The sequence below is a fragment of the Paenibacillus sp. FSL R5-0887 genome (assembly GCF_038002305.1).
GTDB lineage: Bacteria > Bacillota > Bacilli > Paenibacillales > Paenibacillaceae > Paenibacillus_AQ > Paenibacillus_AQ odorifer.
Window position 1 is genome coordinate 2,224,835 of sequence record NZ_JBBOCE010000002.1, and the last position, 19,339, is coordinate 2,244,173.

General features: G+C 42.6%; 14 protein-coding genes and 1 riboswitch. Of the genes, 11 read left to right on the forward strand and 3 right to left on the reverse strand.

Annotation, left to right across the window (positions count from 1 at the left end; all coding sequences use genetic code 11):
- Positions 1–37 precede the first annotated feature (37 nt).
- Complete coding sequence (locus MKY14_RS27715) at positions 38–1,312, reverse strand: sensor histidine kinase (RefSeq protein ID WP_076124170.1); 1,275 nt, start codon at positions 1,310–1,312, stop codon at positions 38–40.
- Positions 1,312–1,989 (reverse strand): response regulator transcription factor, encoded by a 678-nt coding sequence (locus MKY14_RS27720; protein ID WP_076099753.1) that lies wholly within the window; start codon positions 1,987–1,989, stop codon positions 1,312–1,314. The genes MKY14_RS27715 and MKY14_RS27720 overlap by 1 nt, the downstream gene beginning before the upstream one ends.
- A 307-nt stretch (positions 1,990–2,296) precedes the next feature.
- On the opposite strand from MKY14_RS27720, the gene MKY14_RS27725 reads away from it, so the two are divergent.
- From MKY14_RS27725 to MKY14_RS27735, 3 genes are read left to right on the forward strand one after another with little or no spacing between them, the layout of a single operon-like run.
- Entirely contained in the window at positions 2,297–3,040 is a 744-nt protein-coding gene (locus MKY14_RS27725) for a polyphosphate polymerase domain-containing protein (protein ID WP_076105108.1), read from the forward strand.
- Positions 3,033–3,713, forward strand: a complete 681-nt coding sequence (locus MKY14_RS27730) for a DUF4956 domain-containing protein (protein ID WP_076124168.1) — start codon at positions 3,033–3,035, stop codon at positions 3,711–3,713. The genes MKY14_RS27725 and MKY14_RS27730 overlap by 8 nt, the downstream gene beginning before the upstream one ends.
- Positions 3,714–3,736: 23 nt before the next feature.
- The gene (locus tag MKY14_RS27735; RefSeq protein ID WP_340977799.1) at positions 3,737–5,848 is read left to right on the forward strand and encodes a carbohydrate-binding domain-containing protein; all 2,112 of its coding nucleotides are present in this window, start codon (positions 3,737–3,739) and stop codon (positions 5,846–5,848) included.
- A 64-nt stretch (positions 5,849–5,912) separates the two neighbouring features.
- Here MKY14_RS27735 and MKY14_RS27740 read toward each other — a convergent pair whose 3' ends face one another.
- Complete coding sequence (locus MKY14_RS27740; RefSeq protein ID WP_254847725.1) at positions 5,913–6,545, reverse strand: TetR/AcrR family transcriptional regulator; 633 nt, start codon at positions 6,543–6,545, stop codon at positions 5,913–5,915.
- A 203-nt stretch (positions 6,546–6,748) separates the two neighbouring features.
- Between MKY14_RS27740 and MKY14_RS27745 the strand changes: the two genes are divergently transcribed.
- From MKY14_RS27745 to MKY14_RS27780, 8 genes are all read left to right on the forward strand, one after another.
- Positions 6,749–7,510, forward strand: coding sequence for an SDR family oxidoreductase (locus MKY14_RS27745; RefSeq protein ID WP_076124164.1), 762 nt, complete (start codon positions 6,749–6,751; stop codon positions 7,508–7,510).
- 427 nt (positions 7,511–7,937) lie between these two features.
- A complete protein-coding gene (locus tag MKY14_RS27750) occupies positions 7,938–8,732 on the forward strand; it encodes an alpha/beta fold hydrolase (RefSeq protein WP_076124162.1) in 795 nt (264 codons plus the stop codon).
- Between the two features lie 38 nt (positions 8,733–8,770).
- Positions 8,771–9,760: a sensor domain-containing diguanylate cyclase gene (locus tag MKY14_RS27755; RefSeq protein WP_340977801.1), complete on the forward strand. Its 990-nt coding sequence runs from the start codon at positions 8,771–8,773 to the stop codon at positions 9,758–9,760.
- 233 nt (positions 9,761–9,993) lie between these two features.
- Positions 9,994–10,407 carry a Crp/Fnr family transcriptional regulator gene (locus tag MKY14_RS27760; RefSeq protein WP_340977803.1) on the forward strand — a complete coding sequence of 138 codons (414 nt, stop codon included), beginning with the start codon at positions 9,994–9,996 and terminating at the stop codon, positions 10,405–10,407.
- 190 nt (positions 10,408–10,597) lie between these two features.
- Positions 10,598–11,446, forward strand: coding sequence for an EAL domain-containing protein (locus MKY14_RS27765; protein ID WP_340977804.1), 849 nt, complete (start codon positions 10,598–10,600; stop codon positions 11,444–11,446).
- Between the two features lie 116 nt (positions 11,447–11,562).
- Positions 11,563–12,129, forward strand: a complete 567-nt coding sequence (locus MKY14_RS27770) for a hypothetical protein (protein ID WP_076276340.1) — start codon at positions 11,563–11,565, stop codon at positions 12,127–12,129.
- A gap of 157 nt (positions 12,130–12,286) precedes the next feature.
- Positions 12,287–12,373: riboswitch (cyclic di-GMP riboswitch) on the forward strand.
- A 258-nt stretch (positions 12,374–12,631) separates the two neighbouring features.
- The gene (locus MKY14_RS27775; protein ID WP_340977805.1) at positions 12,632–18,445 is read left to right on the forward strand and encodes an NPCBM/NEW2 domain-containing protein; all 5,814 of its coding nucleotides are present in this window, start codon (positions 12,632–12,634) and stop codon (positions 18,443–18,445) included.
- A 244-nt stretch (positions 18,446–18,689) separates the two neighbouring features.
- Positions 18,690–19,325 carry a response regulator gene (locus tag MKY14_RS27780; protein WP_076124152.1) on the forward strand — a complete coding sequence of 212 codons (636 nt, stop codon included), beginning with the start codon at positions 18,690–18,692 and terminating at the stop codon, positions 19,323–19,325.
- Positions 19,326–19,339 lie beyond the last annotated feature (14 nt).

Below are 19,339 nucleotides of genomic sequence, written 5' to 3' on the forward strand. Positions count from 1 at the left end.
TTAGAGATAACAGGGTTTGAGTCTTTTTTACTTGTAGTTATGAAAGATGTACGTAAAACGTGGTGGACTCGCCGACAAAACTTTTGGCATAAATTTTTCCCTTATGCTGTTCAATAATCGATTTGGCAATCGCCAGCCCTAGGCCATATCCCCCTTGTTTACGCGCCCGGGAAGCATTTGTACGATAGAATCGGTCAAAGATGCTCGCTAAGTGCTCCGGCGCAATGCCCTCCCCCGTATTGGTGACCGCTAACACCATGTCATTATGTTGTTTTTTAAGGGATAAGGTGACTGAACCTTTAGGGTTCGAATATTTTACAGCATTGTCCAAGAGGATCATAATCACTTGTTTGATCTGTTCACTATTGCCTAGCACTGTCAGATCAGGCTCGATGTCATATTCAAGGGAGATATGCTTCTCAAAGATTACAGCTTCCATCGTTAAAATGATATTTTCAACCACGTCGCTCAGATTGAATTTCGAATAAATCATTCTCGATCTGGAATCGTCCATCTCGGTCAGGTACAACAGATCATTGGTCAGGCTGGTCATTCTTTCTGTTTCCGACTTGATATAGTGCAGCCACTTGGACTGATTGTGAATGGTGTCATCACTGTTGGACAGGAGAACATCCGCATTGGTGTTAATAATAGTCAACGGCGTCTTTAACTCATGGGAAGCATCCGCAATAAATTGTTTCTGTTTCTCAAAAGCCTCCTTTACCGGCGCAATTGAACGATTAGCAAAAAAGCGGCTAGCGAAGTACAAGATAATCAGCATCACTGAGCCAACTACAGAGAAGGTATAGATTAGATTGGTGAGGATTTTTTGCTCTGCAGTGATGTCCAGAAATACAAGCATCGCCCCATCATTCGTATGCTGGATGTTGAAGATCCATTTGCTGCTATCCAAGGTGAACCTTCCGGTATCTTTACCGGCGCTTAGTGCTTCTTGCAGAGCCGTATTATAAAATTCATCGTCCATAGTAAATTTGGAATCTTTCCCCGTAAGGTTGGACGCTGTATCTATTTTCAGCATAAATGAGATTGAGCGTTCTGGAGGAGGTGTTCCGTTATCCGTACGTTTATTATCCACACGTGGTAACGTGGCTCCCCCTTTGGTATTGCCTAATCGTCCTGTGTCACCACCGGGAGACTTGTAGTTTTCCATGATTCTGTGAAGATCCATCTGAATATCGTTTTGGACATCCCGGTACGTAATTACATATATGGAGATGAAGGCCACAAGCATGATCACCGAGATGGTGACTAAGTTAACAATAAGAAACCGATTTCTGAGCTTTGTGAACATCAGGTCGTCACCTCTAATACATACCCTACGTTTCTGATCGTACTAATGCGTACGGTCGAATTTAAGAAGGTCAGTTTTTTTCTCAAAAAAGAAATATACACCTCTACATTATTGTGCTCAGCATCTGAATCAAAGCCCCACAGCTTCTCAATAATTTGTTCTTTGGAGGTTACAGCTTGTTTCCTCAAGATCAGAAGCTCCAATAGCTCGCATTCCTTTAGATTGAGCTTGATCTCTTTGCCACCCACGGTAAGTTTCAGATTGGATGTATTCAGTTCAATATCCCCGAACTTTAAAGCATCATCTGGTATCACCTCGCCTTTACGTCTTAGTACAGCCCTTATTCTTGCCAATAAGATCTCCGAGGAAAAAGGTTTGGCGATATAATCGTCAGCTCCATAGTCCAGCCCAGTGACCATATCTGTAATTTCACCCTTTGCGGTAAGCAGGATAACGGGAGTGGGTATCCCCTTTTTCCGCAGCGTCTTGAGGACGCTGACCCCATCCATCTCAGGCAGCATGATGTCGAGCAGCAGCAAATCATAGATTCCACTCAGTGCGTAATCCAGACCCGACCTGCCGTCATGGACTGCATCCACCGAATAATTATGTTTTTTTAATATTTGAGTTAAGGCTTCAGCGAGATGAAGCTCGTCTTCTACTATTAATATTCTCATGGTTTTGCCATCCCCTACATAGAACCAGTATTTGTTATTGAGGTCATTATATCAGGATTACCTTTATTGAACCTTAATGAAGGTTGAGATAGAAGTGACTGCGAACAGCAGTTTGAAATCAAGAAATCTGCAGACAACAGCGGCCGGAAGAACAACATTCACCGCAGTTACGATTTACACCTGTGTTAAGGGAATGTAAAAGATAATCAATAATTTGTAAAACCATTTAAGATTCATTAAAGGTTTGGGATCTAAGATACATTCATAAGCACACGAGACAACGATAAACAGAAAGGATTGATCACATATGGCGATTGAGGTATTCAACCGTTATGAGAACAAATATTTGTTGGACAACGAAGCCTACTATAAATTTTATAACCAATTGCTTGAATACATGGAACTAGACGATTTCAACAAGCAACATGAGTTTTACTCCATAACCAACTTATATTATGACACGGAGCACAACACCCTGATTCGTAACAGTCTTGCGAAGCCCAAGTACAAAGAGAAGCTTCGTTTAAGAGCATACGGTGTTCCAAATCAAGATACGAAGGTGTATCTGGAAATCAAAAAGAAGGTATTTGGTCTTGTTAATAAAAGAAGAACGTCGCTCAAATTAAACGAGGCTTATGATTTTGTCGCCACCGGTATGGAACCGGAATTCAAGGATTACATGAATAAACAGGTGATTGAAGAGATCAAATATTTTCTGACACGCTATGATTTGCAGCCCAAGGTGTATCTGTCTTATGACCGAAAAGCGTTGTTCTGTAAAAACAATCGCGATCTAAGAATTACATTCGATACAAATATTCGCAGCCGCCGGTACGATCTGAAGATGGAGCACGGTGTTCATGGCGAACCCTTGCTGGAGCCGGGGCAGTGGCTTATGGAAGTAAAGGCTGAGAACACGATTCCGGTCTGGCTGGCCAAAATGCTCTCAGAGCATCAAATGTACCGTACAAGCTTCTCCAAGTACGGCAACGAATATAAAAAAATGCTGAAGAACAGTAAAACAGAACGGGAGAGTGCCCTCTATGCTTGATTCATTATTTACCGTAGCAACTAGTACAGAGTTAACGTTTACCAACGCACTGCTTACTATTTTTATAGCTATTGCTCTTGGCGGGATCATTAGCTACACCTATATGAAGACCAATGCCAGCGGCTATTCGCAAAGCTTCACACTAACAATGGTACTGCTGCCCGTAATTGTGGCCATCATCATTTTGCTTATCGGAAGTAATGTTGCCAGAGCTTTCAGTCTTGCCGGGGCGTTCTCCATCATTCGGTTTAGAAGTGCGCCGGGCGATCCGAAGGATATCACATTTGTTCTGTTCACCATGGCTTCTGGACTTGCCTGTGGAGTGGGTTCCTTTGGATATGCAGTCTTTTTCACCCTTATCCTATGCGCTCTTATGTTTATCCTTAACCGGACTAACTTTGGCGTAAGAACAACGTCGCAAAAAACATTAAAGGTAACCATCCCGGAGAGTCTGGGATATGAGGAAGCCTTCGCTGAAGTGTTCAATAAATATAACGTTGGGTATGAGCTTAAAAAGATTAGAACGACTGAGCTTGGCAGTTTATATGAACTGGTCTACGCTGTAACGCTGGGTGAGGCTGTGAACCAGAAGGAATTTTTGGATGCGATTCGTACCCGGAACGGTAATTTAGACCTGTCTCTGACCATGACTCCAACTGCTAATGACTATTAAGATAACGAAAGGATGGATGAAAAATGGATAAATATATAACCGGAAGTAAAGTAGGAATCTTGCTATTGTGTGCATTACTTATGTCGGCTTGCAGCACCAATTCCACAACAACACAGTCTGAAGCGGCGGGTACAGCAGCAGCCTCGGCAACAACGATAACTCAGAACGGGGCTGTCACGGGAGTGCAACTGGCAAGCGCCAAACTATCCGATCTGGTGACGTTCGATGAAGAGGATTCTAATACAACTTGGACGGCTGACCAATCGACGGAAATTGCTTTGGCTGGAACAAGTGCGCTTGTTGACGGCACCGGGGCTGAGTCTAAGGATGGCTCAGTGACAATTACTGCAGCAGGAACTTATGTGCTGTCTGGTAAACTGAGTGATGGACAGATTGTAGTTAATAATCAGGATGAAGGTACTGTGCACTTGGTACTGAACGGTGTGAACATCACGAACAGCGATAGTGCTGCAATTGATATTAAAGAAGCGGGGAAAGTGATCATTACCTTGGAAGACGGGACGGAGAACTCCGTATCTGATGGAGCAACTTACGTGTATGCCGATGAAACTACAGATGAACCGAGTGCGGCTATCTTCAGTAAAGCGGATTTAACGATTAATGGGACCGGGAAGCTGTCTGTTTCCGCTAACTATAATGACGGAATTACGAGCAAGGACGATCTGAAAATTATGGGTGGCACTATTGAAATTAAGGCTGCCGATGACGGGATTGTAGGTAAAGATCTTGTCGCTGTACAAGACGGAAATATCAGCATAACGGCAGAAGGCGATGGAATGAAATCAACCAACGATACTGAGACGGACAAAGGCTTCATAGCAATAGCAGCAGGAACATTTGATATTACGGCTGGTAATGATGGAATTCAAGCTGAGACTTCACTTGTAATAGAGGGCGGAACATACACCTTAGTTACGGGTGGGGGCAACGAGAAGGGTGAAGTGAAAACAGGTGATCAAGGGCAAGGTATGGGCATGAGAGGTGGCCGAGGTCAGGGAACAGGGGATCAAGCACCAGGAACAACAGGAACACCAGGAACAACAGGAACAACAGGAACAACAGGAACAACAGGAACCTCAACATCTGAAACCAAACCAGAGACGATGCCAGAAACAAAACCGGAGATACCAACAACGGAAGCATCAACAACGGCAACAACGGCAACAACTACAGAATCGGAAACACCAAGTACTAAAGGCTTGAAGGCTGGAGGAGATATTAGCTTAAATAACGGAACCTTTACCATCGATTCTGCTGATGATGCAGTGCACAGCAACAGTAACATTGCTATAGCTGATGGAGAATTCAACATCAAAACTGGCGACGATGGAATTCATGCGGATGCCTTGGTGGCGATATCTGGTGGTAAAATTGATATTACGAAGAGCTACGAAGGGATTGAAGGAGCAAACATCGAGATTTCCGGTGGCGAAGCTCATGTGGTTGCTTCTGATGATGGAGTGAATGTAGCAGGAGGTAACGATGAGGCGACTGTAGGCGGCGGCCCTCAGGAGCAGGATCAATTCAGCGATTCTGCTAGCAATATGCTAACGATTAGTGGAGGAACACTAACGGTCGATGCTTCAGGTGACGGGCTGGATTCGAACGGCTCCATCACAATGTCGGGTGGCACGGTTATTGTTAATGGACCTACCAATAGCGGTAACGGTGCACTTGATTTCGACGGTAGCTTTGAACAGAGTGGAGGAACTTTGGTGGCTGCGGGAAGTTCGGGCATGGCACAAGCACCGTCTGACACCTCTAGCCAACATGCAGTCAGCATGACTTTCCCTCAGACCCAGGAGGCTGGAACATTGGTTCATCTAGAGGACAGCGAAGGTAACTCGATCCTGACCTTTGCTCCTTCGAAGAGCTATCAAACGGTGGTGATTAGTTCACCGGATCTGAAGGACGGCGGTTCTTACACCCTCTACTCGGGAGGTACCTCGACTGGTAGTGAAGCGAACGGACTGTATACGGATGGTGAATATACAGGAGGAACAAAAGTAGTAGCGTTCGAAATTACAAGCAGCGTAACTTGGCTAAATGAATCCGGAGTAACAACCGCAAACACTAATCAAGGTCCAGGTGGCGGTGGAAACAGAAGACCTTAGGTTATAAATTGCATTCAAAAGCCACTCCAGCATTTTGGAGTGGCTTTTTTTAGTTTGAGATAAATTAGTCGCCGTTAACAGGGATGGAATTCTGTTTAATCGGTTGATTTGAAGTGTTGATGATCACATTATGTGAATTAAAAGACAGAATTTCAATCAGCTGCTCTGCCATATGGTTAGCTGTATATTTAAATCCGCCTTTTACCCACTCTATGATTAATCCAAATAGAGCATAGGCGGTATAACTGGAAAACAATTCGATATTTACATTGGTATTAGTGTTATTAACTGCGACTAAGTCCCGCTTGGTGAGCTCCTTTAAGAGGTCGCAAATCCTATTTTGGAACCCTGGCAGAACATTGGAATTTATAATGATGGTATAAAAATTAGAGTAAGAGACCACATGTTCAAAAATCTTGATGCTCGAGGTGGTCAGCTCACTAACTATAAATTTATCGGTATGAAGATAGGGTTCTTTATAAGCCTTAATTAAATCCTCCAACACATCATCAATTAGCTCATTTAGAAGTTCTTCTTTGGTTTGATAATGTTTATAGAAGGTTCCGCGGTTTAAATCGGCAAGAGTAACGATATCGGTTATCGTAATGGTGCGGAAATTCTTTTTTTCCATGAGTAATATCAATGCGTTTTTAAGCTCTTTACGCGATTTGCTAGTTCTCCGATTATTTTTAAGCAACAGAAGACCACCTAACTGTCTATTTTCTAATCCTATTTGAACAGAATCCCACGTTATATATATTTATGAACATTTGGTGTCCCATTTGTATATTGATAGTTAAATTTTAGAGGATTAAACTTGAGTAGTATAAATTTTAAGCGTTAAAGAGATTTTATATATTGATATTTACATTATAGATAAACGTAAAGGAGACTTCCAACATGAAACTTCAAGACAGAGTTGCAGTGGTTACTGGGGCGGCATCGGGTATGGGGAAATCTATCGCAGAGTTGTACGCTAAAGAAGGGGCAAAAGTGATTGTAGCCGATCTGAACCTAGAAGGTGCTGAACAAGTAGCCGCAGGGATCAATAGTAACGGTGGAGTAGCTAAGGCACTGAAAGTAAATGTTGCCCTGGTTGGAGATATTGATAGCATGATTGATACCGCTGTAAAAGAATATGGCACGTTAGATATTTTAGTGAATAACGCAGGGATTATGGATGGCTTTGAGCCAGTTGGTGATATTACAGATGAACGATGGGATCTTATCTTTGATATCAATACCAAAAGTGTAATGCGGTCCACTCGTAAAGCACTGCCTATTTTTTTGGAAAAAGGAAAAGGGGTTATCGTTAATACTGCTTCTACAGGTGGGGTAAGTGGTGCCCATGCGGGAGCAACTTATACTGCCTCTAAACATGCTGTAGTAGGCTTGACGAAAAACACAGCTTTTATGTATGCCAACAAAGGGATTCGTTGTAATGCTATCGCACCAGGAGCTACTGCCACAAACATCAGTGCTTCAATGAAAAATATAAATGAATTCGGCGTGAGCCGTACGCAATTAACACAGGCTGTGATCCCTCGTGTAGGTACACCTGAAGAAATCGCACAAGTTGCGTTATTCCTGGCTTCGGATGATTCCAGTTTTGTAAACGGAGCTATCATCGCTGCTGATGCGGGTTGGACTTCTGCATTCTAAATGTTGGTTGTCTACCTCTGCCTCAACAGTTTATCCACGGAGTCTTACGGACCCAGATGATGTTATTCGCAAATTTTCAGCCTTTTGAGAAGGAATTCGGACTCCAGAGACGCTATTTCATATAAATCGGCCCATATTTTGTGTTTTCGCGCCAATAGCTGCAGTGGAGTCCGATAGCAATTCAAATGTGGAATAATGGCGCATTTAAGGTCTTCTGGGTCCGCTAACCAATTTTTTGGGGCAAAATGTTATCGGATTGAACGCAGGGGTGCCCCAGCACGCTACCATTTTGCCAAATGATGACCCAAACGGGAGGCTACATAAAACTCCGCTAGAGATTAATCTAGCGGAGTTTTTTCTACGCTTGATATTTCCAGGGGAACCCTGCAAAATAGAGAGAATGCTAACTATAGAGGAGTTATATGAAATGAACGATGTTATGGTGCGGAATCATGTAAAAGTCATTGGAGCAGGAGAAAAAACTATCCTTTTTGCGCATGGATTTGGGTGTGATCAAAGCATGTGGCAGTTTATCACGCCATCATTTGAGAAAAAGTATCGAATCGTTCTATTTGATTATGTAGGCTCAGGCCATTCAGATTTAAGCGCATATACATCGGATAAATATCATACTCTCCATGGTTATGTACAGGATGTACTAGATGTTATCGAAACATTTGAACTCAAGGATCTTATTTTTATAGGTCATTCTATTAGCTCTATGATCGGTTTGCTTGCTTCAATCGAGCGGCCGGATTATTTTGATAAAATGATTATGATCGGACCTTCCCCACGTTATTTAAATGAGGGAGATGCTTATTTCGGGGGCTTTGAAAAAAGTGATATTACTGAGCTTCTGGATATGATGGAGATGAATTTCGCGGGCTGGGCTAGCTTTATGGCTCCACTTGCGATGAATAACCCTGACCCGATGTTGACTAAACAGCTGGAACGAAGCTTTATTTCGGCCGACCCTATTATCGCTAGAGAATTTGCGGAAGTTACATTTTTTTCGGATCATCGAGAAGATCTGCCTAAAGCGACAGTGCCTACACTCATATTGCAATGCTCGGATGATAGTATCGTTCCTATAGAAGTAGGAGAATATTTACATAGACATATGAATAATAGTACGCTCCGGTTAATGGAGGCCAAGGGCCATTATCCACATATTAGCCATCCCCAGGAGACCATTACTTTGATTAATGAGTACCTTGGGTGAGATGGAGAAGATTATGGTGTTGAAAGGATATTTAGACAATGGATGACCGGTTAAAATATGCGCCATGCGGATATGTTTCCATTACCCATGAAGGAATGATCCTCGATGTGAATCAAACCTTTTTGGATGGGATGGGATATCAGCAGGTTGATTTGGTAAATAAACACTTTGAATCTATCATGTCTACAGCCAACAAGCTTATTTTTCATTCATACTTCTATCCTTTTATCAATCTGAATGGACATGTAGAAGAGCTATTTATCAATTTGAAGGACAGCAAGGGGCAAGCCGTGCCTTACTTGTTAAATGGCAGACGCCTTGAGTGTGAAGGTGTAGAGGTCATTGATTGTATTCTCGTACAGATGGGCAAACGTATTGATTATGAGCTAGAGTTACGATCTGCGAAGAAGCAAATAGAAGAGGCATATTGGGAAAAAGATCAGGCGCTGGCAAAGCTCAAACAAATCCACCTGGAAATCGAGCAAAAGCAAGCTGAATTACTGGAGATGAATGCCGTTTTAGTAGAGCTATCTACTACAGACAAGCTTACTGGATTAAAGAATAGAAGGTTCCTGCAAGAAAAGCTGGAAGAACAGATTGCAGCGTATCACCGTGATCAGGCGCCTTTTTCATTATGTATTCTAGATATTGATCACTTTAAAAAGGTGAATGACACCTACGGTCATCAGATGGGTGATTATGTCCTGGAGAAATTGGCGAGTATCCTGAAGTCCCAATCTCGTAAAGAAGATATCGTAGCTAGGTATGGTGGTGAGGAGTTTATCCTTCTGCTGCCTAATACAGATTCATCGGATGCCACGGCTATAGCTGAGAGTCTACGACAATTCATAGCCAGCTCCACTTGGGAGATTGGCAGCATTACGGTAAGCATTGGCATAGCTACCTTTGAAGCAACTGATACAGACATCACTCTTCTGGAAAAAGCTGATCAAGCGCTTTACGTTTCTAAAGAACAGGGGAGAAATCGCGTTACGCATATTATGGATTTGAGTGAAAAGCTTCTTTAATTGGAGGCTTTTTTTGTTATTTATAAACGATACATCCTCTTTGCTCTAATTGCTCTAAAATGTCTGTTCCCTTCATGCTGTGATTCCATCTTAAATCCAGTTTCTCTAATCGTCCAAGCTGTAAAAGGGAATTCGGAATTTCATGAATGGATCTCCTTTGTAAATCGTATTGGCATCAAGCCTATGTGACAACGTTACGATAGAATATAACAGGATGATGATTTATTATCAGTATGTTGGCATACAAAACTATGGAATGTGGATCATGCCTACATTATCTATTCGGGGATTATGGCGATCTGGAAGTGATCCATCCCTCCAATATAAGAGTGCTGTCTGCGGTGGCTATGAATGATACTGTATTATTTGAGATTAAACATGAGCCTTTTAAGCAGATGCTTGCCGATTACCCGTTGATTAAGGAGCAATTGATGCTGCTGCAAATGGACCGTTTATTTTTATCGAATCGGTTATTATATGAAATGAAATTTCATGATGCGAGAGCGCGTGATATGATCGGAACGTTAAGGGAGACGGCTACCCTTGTGCTTAAAGATCTGCAAGAGCAAAAGATTATTGAGATTCAACATCAGCAGATCACCGTGTTAGACCCGGCGTATTTACTGGAGTATACGGATTTCGATTGAGAAGAGCCGTTCCGGGATCTTTTTCAGAGAATCGATTATTAAAGGGGTTATGAATGTGGCTTGTAATCATTGTGTAGTAAGAGAGCTGAATTTTCAAATCAAGGCTCATGGTGAGCTTAATCTTAGGGTTTTACCTGAGGTTATTCATCACTTGAGTAGAAGTAATACGATACATAAGGTGGAAGAAAATGTGATTACAATTAAGGAGGCTGGGGTGCGGGATTTTCTGGATTTCTGTATTGACCATATGGAGTCGGAGCAGCTTGAATTCCGTATAGATGACCAAACATGGAGACCTCTATCCGAATTACCCACTGTACTTGATATGGAGTGGATTGATGAGGTTATCACTAAGGGTCTTGTTACTTGCTACTTCCAACCGATTGTGAACGTAAGGGAAGAGATTTTTGCATACGAGCTCCTATCCAGATTTAAAAAAGAAGACGGATCTCTTATCTATCCTAATGAGATTTTTGCGGCGGCACGGAATCGTGGGCGTTTATATGCTTTAGACCGGTTATGTAGAATGACGGCTGTAAAATATGCTGCACCCTTAAATAAAAAAACGTTTATTAATTTTATCCCAACGTCGATCTACGCTCCAGAGTTCTGCTTAAGATCAACCGTTGAACTGGCCAATCAATTAGGCGTCGATCCTTCTCTTTTTGTCTTTGAAGTTGTTGAGACGGAGAAAGTGGATGATCTCGCTCATTTGAAAGCTATTTTGACATATTACAAGGACCGGGGATTTGAATACGCTTTAGATGATGTTGGTGAGGGCTTCAGCACGATCGAGATGTTATTGGAGCTTAAACCCCATTACATGAAGCTGGATATGAAATATGTTCAGGGTGTGTCCAGCGATCTGAACAAACAGAAAATAGCAAAGCAATTTTTAGAAAAAGCTTTAGAAATCCAATCCGTTCCTTTAGCAGAAGGTGTGGAGTTTAGAGAGGACTTTGAATGGCTTAAGCAGAGTGGTTATCAGTTGTTTCAGGGCTATTTATTTGGAAAGCCTGATCCTATTCCCAAACAGTAATCCTAATGAGTATATATCCGTCCAGAGGATGAGATGAATTTCAGGTCAGAGTCTGAGTACAGCCAACCCCCGGGGTTGTATAATTTAGGTAATTTGAAAAGGGGGACGGGATAGATATGAAATGGCATCAATTTGTAACGCGCTGGGCGGATTCTAGGGGCTTTGATGGACGAGAGATTGATTATCAATGGCCTTCTCCCTCATTTCCGGTCATCAGTATTCGCAGTAATCTAGGGCGATACTCAGGTCAGGCGTATGGCCGTGGAGGTAAACCCCGTGTGAAGACAGCCGTTGGATTAATCGCTATTGGAGATGTAGCTGTTGGCTTGATTTCCATAGGTGCGATAAGCGTGGGCGTATTATCCTTAGGAGCAATATCACTGGGAATGTGGTTAGCGATCGGAGCAATAGCACTTAGCTGGCTTGGCTTCGCAGTGGGAGCGATTGCGATTGCAGGCGTGGCTGTAGGAGCGATCGCAATCGCGGAAAAAGCGTTGGGGGCCATCGCCATAGGGGATACGGCATTTGGTGCGATAGCGATAGGCAGGATCGCTGGGGGTGCCATAGCTATCGGACAATGGGCATATGGTGTAATCGCAGTTGGCGAACATGGTTTCGGATTAATTCCCGTCACGGGCGATGTGTGGAATTGGTTCCGGCGTTTGTTTGGATCGGGGAGTTAAGTAGACCTACAGTCCTAAAGGATGCCCTTCTCTTCCGGGATAGTCGATAAATAATATCTATCACATAAGAAAAACTAATTGCAATTACCTATACTCATTTCATACCAATTAATCATGCGATCAGATCTAGGCTTATGTTACTCTTTGAATGTATTCGAAACTTCATAGGCAAACCTATGGAAATGTAGGGACGCAAAGCTATAGGGACTAAGGTTATCATAACTATTGTCAGCCAGCTGCCAAAGAGTGTGTAACGCTTTTTGTTAAAATATAAGAAAGTATAAGTTATAAAACTATACTTAATATCTTATATTTCTCGCTTAAACGCTTACCGTCCTTATAAGGACGCCGAAGGCGTTTATGCTTGTTAAGGTTTAATAAAAATTAAGTCTTAATTTTTAGGCGACTTTATACGCAATCAAGCTACTCTTTTGGGGTAGTTTTTTTTGTGCCCATTTTTGGGCACTGGAGAGATTCATATGACATCTGGGGGTAAGAAGAGATGAAGAAAATGATTGCGATCGCTACATCGGCGGCCATGTTGGCCAGTTTTTCGAGTGAGGCAGGTTATGCTTTAGCAAGTGAGGCAAGCAAGGTAAATGTAACAAAAACAGTGGCGCAAAGTAAGGTTAACTTATTAAGCAACGCCTCGGTTATTCCGTTTGAGCTGTACGGCAAGGATGCTCTAAATGCCTATAATGAGGTTTTTAGAATGAATCCAGCAAATATTAAATCCATCACAAATAACGGTGGCAACTACTCAGGCTCGCCTATAGCTAAGGCTATGGATGGGGATATGAGCACGCATTGGGAGACTGGCAAACCGAATAGTTCAACGTTTACGAATGAGGTTGTGTTTGTTTTCAATGAGTCCACTGAATTAAATAGAATGGTATACGCGGCTAGGCAATCCGGTGCTAAAGGTAAAGGTTTTGCTCAAGAATTTGATATCTACGGCTCCACTACCGATGCGGGTGATTTTACGCTCGTGTCTTCTGGAGAATATACAGGCTCAACCGGTGATGTAGTGGAGATTCAGTTCGCACCTACGGCTTTTAAGAGACTTAAATTTGTCTTCAAAAAAGCGAACCAAGATTGGGCGAGTGCTGCTGAGTTTTCTTTTTATAAAGAGGATAGTGTTTCTGCTAAAATGAAAAATTTATTTACAGATGATACCTTGAGCCAAGTTAGTGCTGCCTTTGATACGGCAGAGAAATTAACAGCTTTAGAGAATGAAGTGCAGGCACATCCACTGTATGCGCAGTTTAAAGAAGAGATAGAGAATGCAAAGATCCTTTTGGAGAACCATCAGGTAGAGGCAACGGCAGCCAAGGTTTCGAAGCTAAAAGGGTATGGAACAGCCTATGAAAATGCCTATAGCCAAGCTTATAGAATGCCGAATGCAAACGTATCAAAAGTAACGGTGAACGGTGGAAGCTACTCAGGTACGAAGCCTGAATATATGCTGGATGACCAGCCCACTACGCATTGGGAAACGAACAAAAACAATGATGCAAGCTTCACGAATGAAGTTGTGTTTGAACTAGCGCAAGCGGAAGTGCTGGACAGAGTAGCTTTTTTGGCTAGAGATAACCGCAAAGGATTCCCAGAGGCTTTTGAAATCTATGCATCAGAGACGAGTAAAGGAGAGACCTTCCAACTTGTATCTAGCGGAACCGCGATTAGTACCAATGACTTTCTGGAATTTAAATTCGAACCGAAGAAGTTTAAAAGATTAAAATTTAAGTTCACAAAAGCTAATATCAACAGACCTTTTGCGGCTGAATTTAGATTTTATACAGAAGATAAAGTAAGCGAAGCTGTAAATGGTATTTTCACAGATGGAACGATGAGTGCGGTTGTGCCTGCTTATAATAACGTTGCAAAAATCAATGCACTAGAGGAAGCGGCAAAGGTACATCCGCTCTATCCAATCCTGAAAGATTCTTTGGATTTAGCTAAGAAGCTAGTGAATGGTGAAGTTCAAACCGAAGGCACCATCATTGAGGCGGAACAACGTGGAGATATGAAAAAGCATGCGCAGGAAAACCTGAGAATTGGTTTTGGTACGAACAACCAGCCTACAGGTCTCGTTGCAATGCCTGGAGATACGATCAACGTTTATGTGGACGCAGCTTCTAACGATAAGCTACCTTCTTTAGTCTTTTCTCAACAAGAGGCCGCTTGGAATGTTTGGGCTAGAGGTGTGCAATTGCGTCCAGGTAAGAACATTATAACCGTTCCTGAATTTGCTACGAATAGTTATTATGTACATGAAGTGACTAAGGGCGGAACAGTGTATATCGTCAATCCATATACAGCTGAGGAACAAGGGAAAGCGCCATTGATCCGCTTCGAAGGTTTAGAAAAGATTCCTTTTATGACCAAGACCACGGATCCAGAACAATTCAAAACCTTCTTAATCACATACAAACAAAGACTGGACGAAGATAAAGCGGCTCATCCAAATGTTCAAGATCGTAAACTCATAGATGTGGTAGAAATGGCCAGCGATCATGTTATATTCACAGGAACGGCGACGGAGGCGTACAACAAATATATTACGCAAGGAAATAACCCGCTGGACACCGTAACTGGGTATGACACCTGGATGAAGAGCATTTTTGCCTTCTATGGCTTGGATGGCAGTAGCGAGATTCATGATGCCAAGCTAATTCGTGAGAATATTCGCTTGATGCAGCCTTATGGTGCGATGTATGCAGCGGGAGATCATACAGGGATCCAACTTGGAACAGTAGGAACCATGTTAGGTGATTTTAATAAAGCCTATCCGGGCTGGGGACTGAATCACGAAATTGGGCATCGCTTGGCTATGGGTGAACGGGAATATGGCGAAGTAACTAATAATATGGTGTCTATGTTTATGTCTGTCGCAGCGAATTCGATAGATAATCGTATACCGTATGAATCAGATATCTATAAATATGTCCTCGAAGAAAACAAAGTGGTTATGAATCAGCAGGGCTTATTTGCACAACTCGGAGCCTATTGGCAGCTGGAGCTGGCACATCCGGGATACTGGACAGAGCTGACCAAGCTATATCGGGAGCGGAAGGTCACCCTTACCAACGGTGACAATTCCAAGCAGCAGTATTTGGTGGAGTTCTCCTCCGAAGTACTGGGATTAGACTTAAGCAGCTATTTTGCCAGACATGGCTTCACTGTGAATCCTGAGACAAAAGCGAAAGTAGCCAAGTATCCGGTACCGCAAAAGTTATGGTATTTAAATAACTCGGTGATTAATTATGAGGGAACTGGAATAGCGGATAAAAATCTGGCCATTAAGGTTAATATCACACCTAACACCACGGCTAGAACGAACACGTTAAGTTTCAGTATAGATAAAGAGCTTAAGCAAGACTTTTTAGGATATGAAGTGTATAGAAATGATGTGTTAGTTGGTTTTACAGGAACTGACCAATTTGTGGATCAGAATGTAGATGCGAGTATCAACTATACGTACAAGATCGTCGGTTATGATAAAAAGCTGAACCCACTGCAGCCCGTACAGGTTAAAGCCTTTAAGCCAGCCTTGTCTGTTGAAGATCAGCTCACTTTAAAGCTTAATCAAACCTTTGATCCGATGAGCTATGTAAAAGCGGCTAACTATCTAGGAAACGATATTACTGCAGATGTCTCTCTGAAAGCCAATAACGTTGATGTAACGCAAAAAGGCAACTACGAAATTGTATATGAAGTGAAAAGCGAAGGGGTTACGGAAACGAAAACCACACAGGTTACGGTAACGAGCGACTACGCCTATATTTCCGATCTCAATGCCAAGTCAGTCGTTGTAGGCTGGGGTGAATTAAAGAAAGATAAAGCCGTTTCCGGGGGAATCATAACCCTTGTTCGCCAAGGATTGGCTGCGACGTACGCGAAAGGGATTGGTGTTCATGCCAACTCTGAGGTAGTTTACGATATTGAAGGTAAGGGTTACGACTTCTTTGAAAGCTACATTGGGATCGATCAAGCCATGAAAGGGAAACCTTCCTCGGCTACTTTTGCAGTGTATGTGGATGGAGAACAGAAATTTGAGAGTGATGTTTTCCGGGCAGGAACAGAACATCAATTTGTGAAAATCCCTGTGACTGGCGCAAGAGAGGTGAAGCTGGTTACAACAGATGCTAAGGATGGCAATGCTTCAGACCATACGGTATGGGCGGATGCGAAGTTCTCAAATAATTCAAGCAAACCTACCATTACAGTACCGGAAGAGACAACCTTCGTTAAGCTGAACAGCGAATTTGATGTGTTGAGCGATGTAACAGCTTTTGATACGGAAGATGGTAACTTAATTGGAGCCGTTGAAGTGCATTCAAATGGATTCACATCAAGCAAAACAGGGACTTACAACGTCGAGTTTTCAGTTACAGACTCAGATGGGAACTCCGCTGTGCAGGCCAGAAAGATTGTTGTATACAGCGCTAGTAAATACCTGAGTGATATAGATTGGCAATCGGCAAAAACGGATTATAATGTGGTTCGAAAAGATAAGGCTAGCTCTAACAATCCGATTAAGCTGCTGGTAAATGGCGAGGTCAAAGAGTTCGCTAAGGGCTTAGGAACCCATGCCAGCTCTGAAATCGTGTATAATCTGGCGGGTGCAAACTATGAATATTTTGAAACGTATGTAGGGGTTGATAGAAATATCCCTGAGCAAAGCAACTCCAGTGTAATTTTCAAAATTTTTGCCGATGGGGCAGAGGTTTATAACAGCGGACTGATGAAATTTGGTACAGAGGCCAAGCTTGCGCGGTTACCTGTTAAGGATGTAAGTGAATTGAAGCTGGTGTTAGATAATGCAGGTAACGGAAATGCTTCAGATCACGGTGATTTTGCTGATGCGAAGTTTATGATCTTGAACAATACACCAGAGCTTACCATACCTAAATCTGTCTCAACCAAAGTGGGCCAAGCGATTGATATCAGTGAAAGCTATTCGGCAATGGATTCGGAAGACGGTGACTTGACGGCTCAAGTGAAGGTCACAGGCCAAGCGCAAGTTAAATTCAACCGGGCCGGAAAGTATCCAATCACTTACACAGTAACAGATAGTGATGGAAATAAGACCACGAAGATTAGAACTATAGCCGTAGTAGACATGACGGACTTTACGTACCTGACGGATTACGACTGGAATTCTACTCAGAACAGCTATACTGCACCTTTGAAGGATAAATCTATTAGTGCAAATACGCTGAGATTAACAGATGAGAACAATCAGGTAGTGTCCTATGAAAGAGGAATTGGAGCGCACTCTAACTCGACGATTGTATACAATCTAAGCGACAAAAACGCGGACTATTTCACTTCCTATGTAGGTGTAGATAGACAAATGTACGGTTCTGTTGGTTCGGTGAGCTTTGAGGTGTTTGTCGATGGAGAGAAGAAATTCGATAGTGGGGTCATGGGTTCGAGAGATCCGCAGAAATTCATCGAATTGGATATTAATGAAGCAAAAGAACTGAAATTAGTCGTCACAGACGGGGGAAATGGCAACGGATCTGACCATGCTGCATGGGGTGGAGCCAAACTACATTTCGCGAATGGAGATCACTTATTCACTAGAGATCTCGAACAGGCGATTGCAGCGGCTAAAGCAATTTCTCTAGAAGGCTTCACACCTGAGAGCATCGCGGCATTTACGTCCAGCCTCTCGATAGCAGAGACAGTGTTGGCTAACTCTTCTGTTACGCAAAGTGAAGTAGACGAAGCTGTAGCAGCGTTGCAACAAGCAACCGAAGGTTTGGTCCAAATAGATCTTACGCAAGTAATTACTGTGGCGGACCCGTATTTAAGTGCTTCGATCAAGACTACATTGGGCGTAACTGGAGAATTAACATTAGGTGATATGTATAACCTTACAACGTTAACTAGCGAAACCAGAAGAGCCAGATCCTTGGAAGGTTTGCAGTACGCGAAGAACCTAGAGACACTTGATATTACTGGAAATGAAATTACAGATTTCTCCCCATTACAAGGATTAACTAAACTAACGAGCTTATTGGCCGACCCACAAATGGTAGAGGTAGGAGAATTTAAGGGACCTGTAGTTGAAGTGGCCAATCTGGTGAAAGGGCTCGATGGCAGCAAAGTGATCCCTAATTCGGCTGGAGTAAGAAACACTAGAACATCTAAAGAAATTGTGTTTGATATGAAGGAATGGGCTGCTAATCCGGATGTGTTCACTATTGACCTATCAAACGAGGAGAAAGGAACTTACATGCTGGGGTTAACTTACCAAGTCGCAGGTAATCTCGTGCAAATCATTTCTTTTATTGATAATAATTAAATTCCCAAGAAAGCAGGCGGATTGTGGTCTCTATAACCATGGTTCGCCAGTTTTTAAATGAGGGGTTTTTATGTAAAATTATCCATTTTGTCATATGACAAAAGAAATGACAACGCTCACTATAAGCGGTGTAGTCTTTTAACTATACTTAATCAGAAATGCGCCAAATTTAAATGAATACTCCAATTGAAGCTTTTTATACAAAGAAGTAAATAATGTATGCGGTTTAGAGGGAGGTGTTTCTGTGAAAATCATCATTGTAGATGATCATCCTTTAGTTAGAAGAGGGCTGGCATCTGTCATTGCAATGCAATCGGATATGCAATTTGCCGGTGAAGCTACGAATGGTCCGGAAGCACTTGATGTGATTGAAGAGACAAAGCCAGACATTGTCCTCATTGATCTTAAACTTGCTGATGAATCAGGACTGGATGTCATTAAGATAGCACGTACCCGCGGCATTGTTAGTAAATTCATACTGTTGACTTCCTCTGCGAGCAGAGAGGATTTTTTGAGGGCTGAAGAAGTATTGGTAGACGGATATGTTCTGAAAGAGGCACTGCCGGAGGAATTACTGTTTGCTATCCAGTTGGTGTACAAAGGGAGAAAATACTATGATCCTGGTCTAATGGAAGAAAAGATGCGAATGAGCGCCAGCAGTCCAACAGATGAATTGACACCAAAAGAGAAGGAAGTCCTGATTCAGCTTGGACAAGGTGCTTGCAATAGAGTGATTGCCACACGTCTTTTTATCAGTGAATTTACGGTGAAGAAGCATGTCAGTCAGATTTTAGCGAAGCTGCAGGTTACTGACCGGACACAGGCGGCATTGTGCGCAAACGCGATAGGATTAACGAAATATGAAATGTCTTATGAGTAGAACGGCAAGATCAG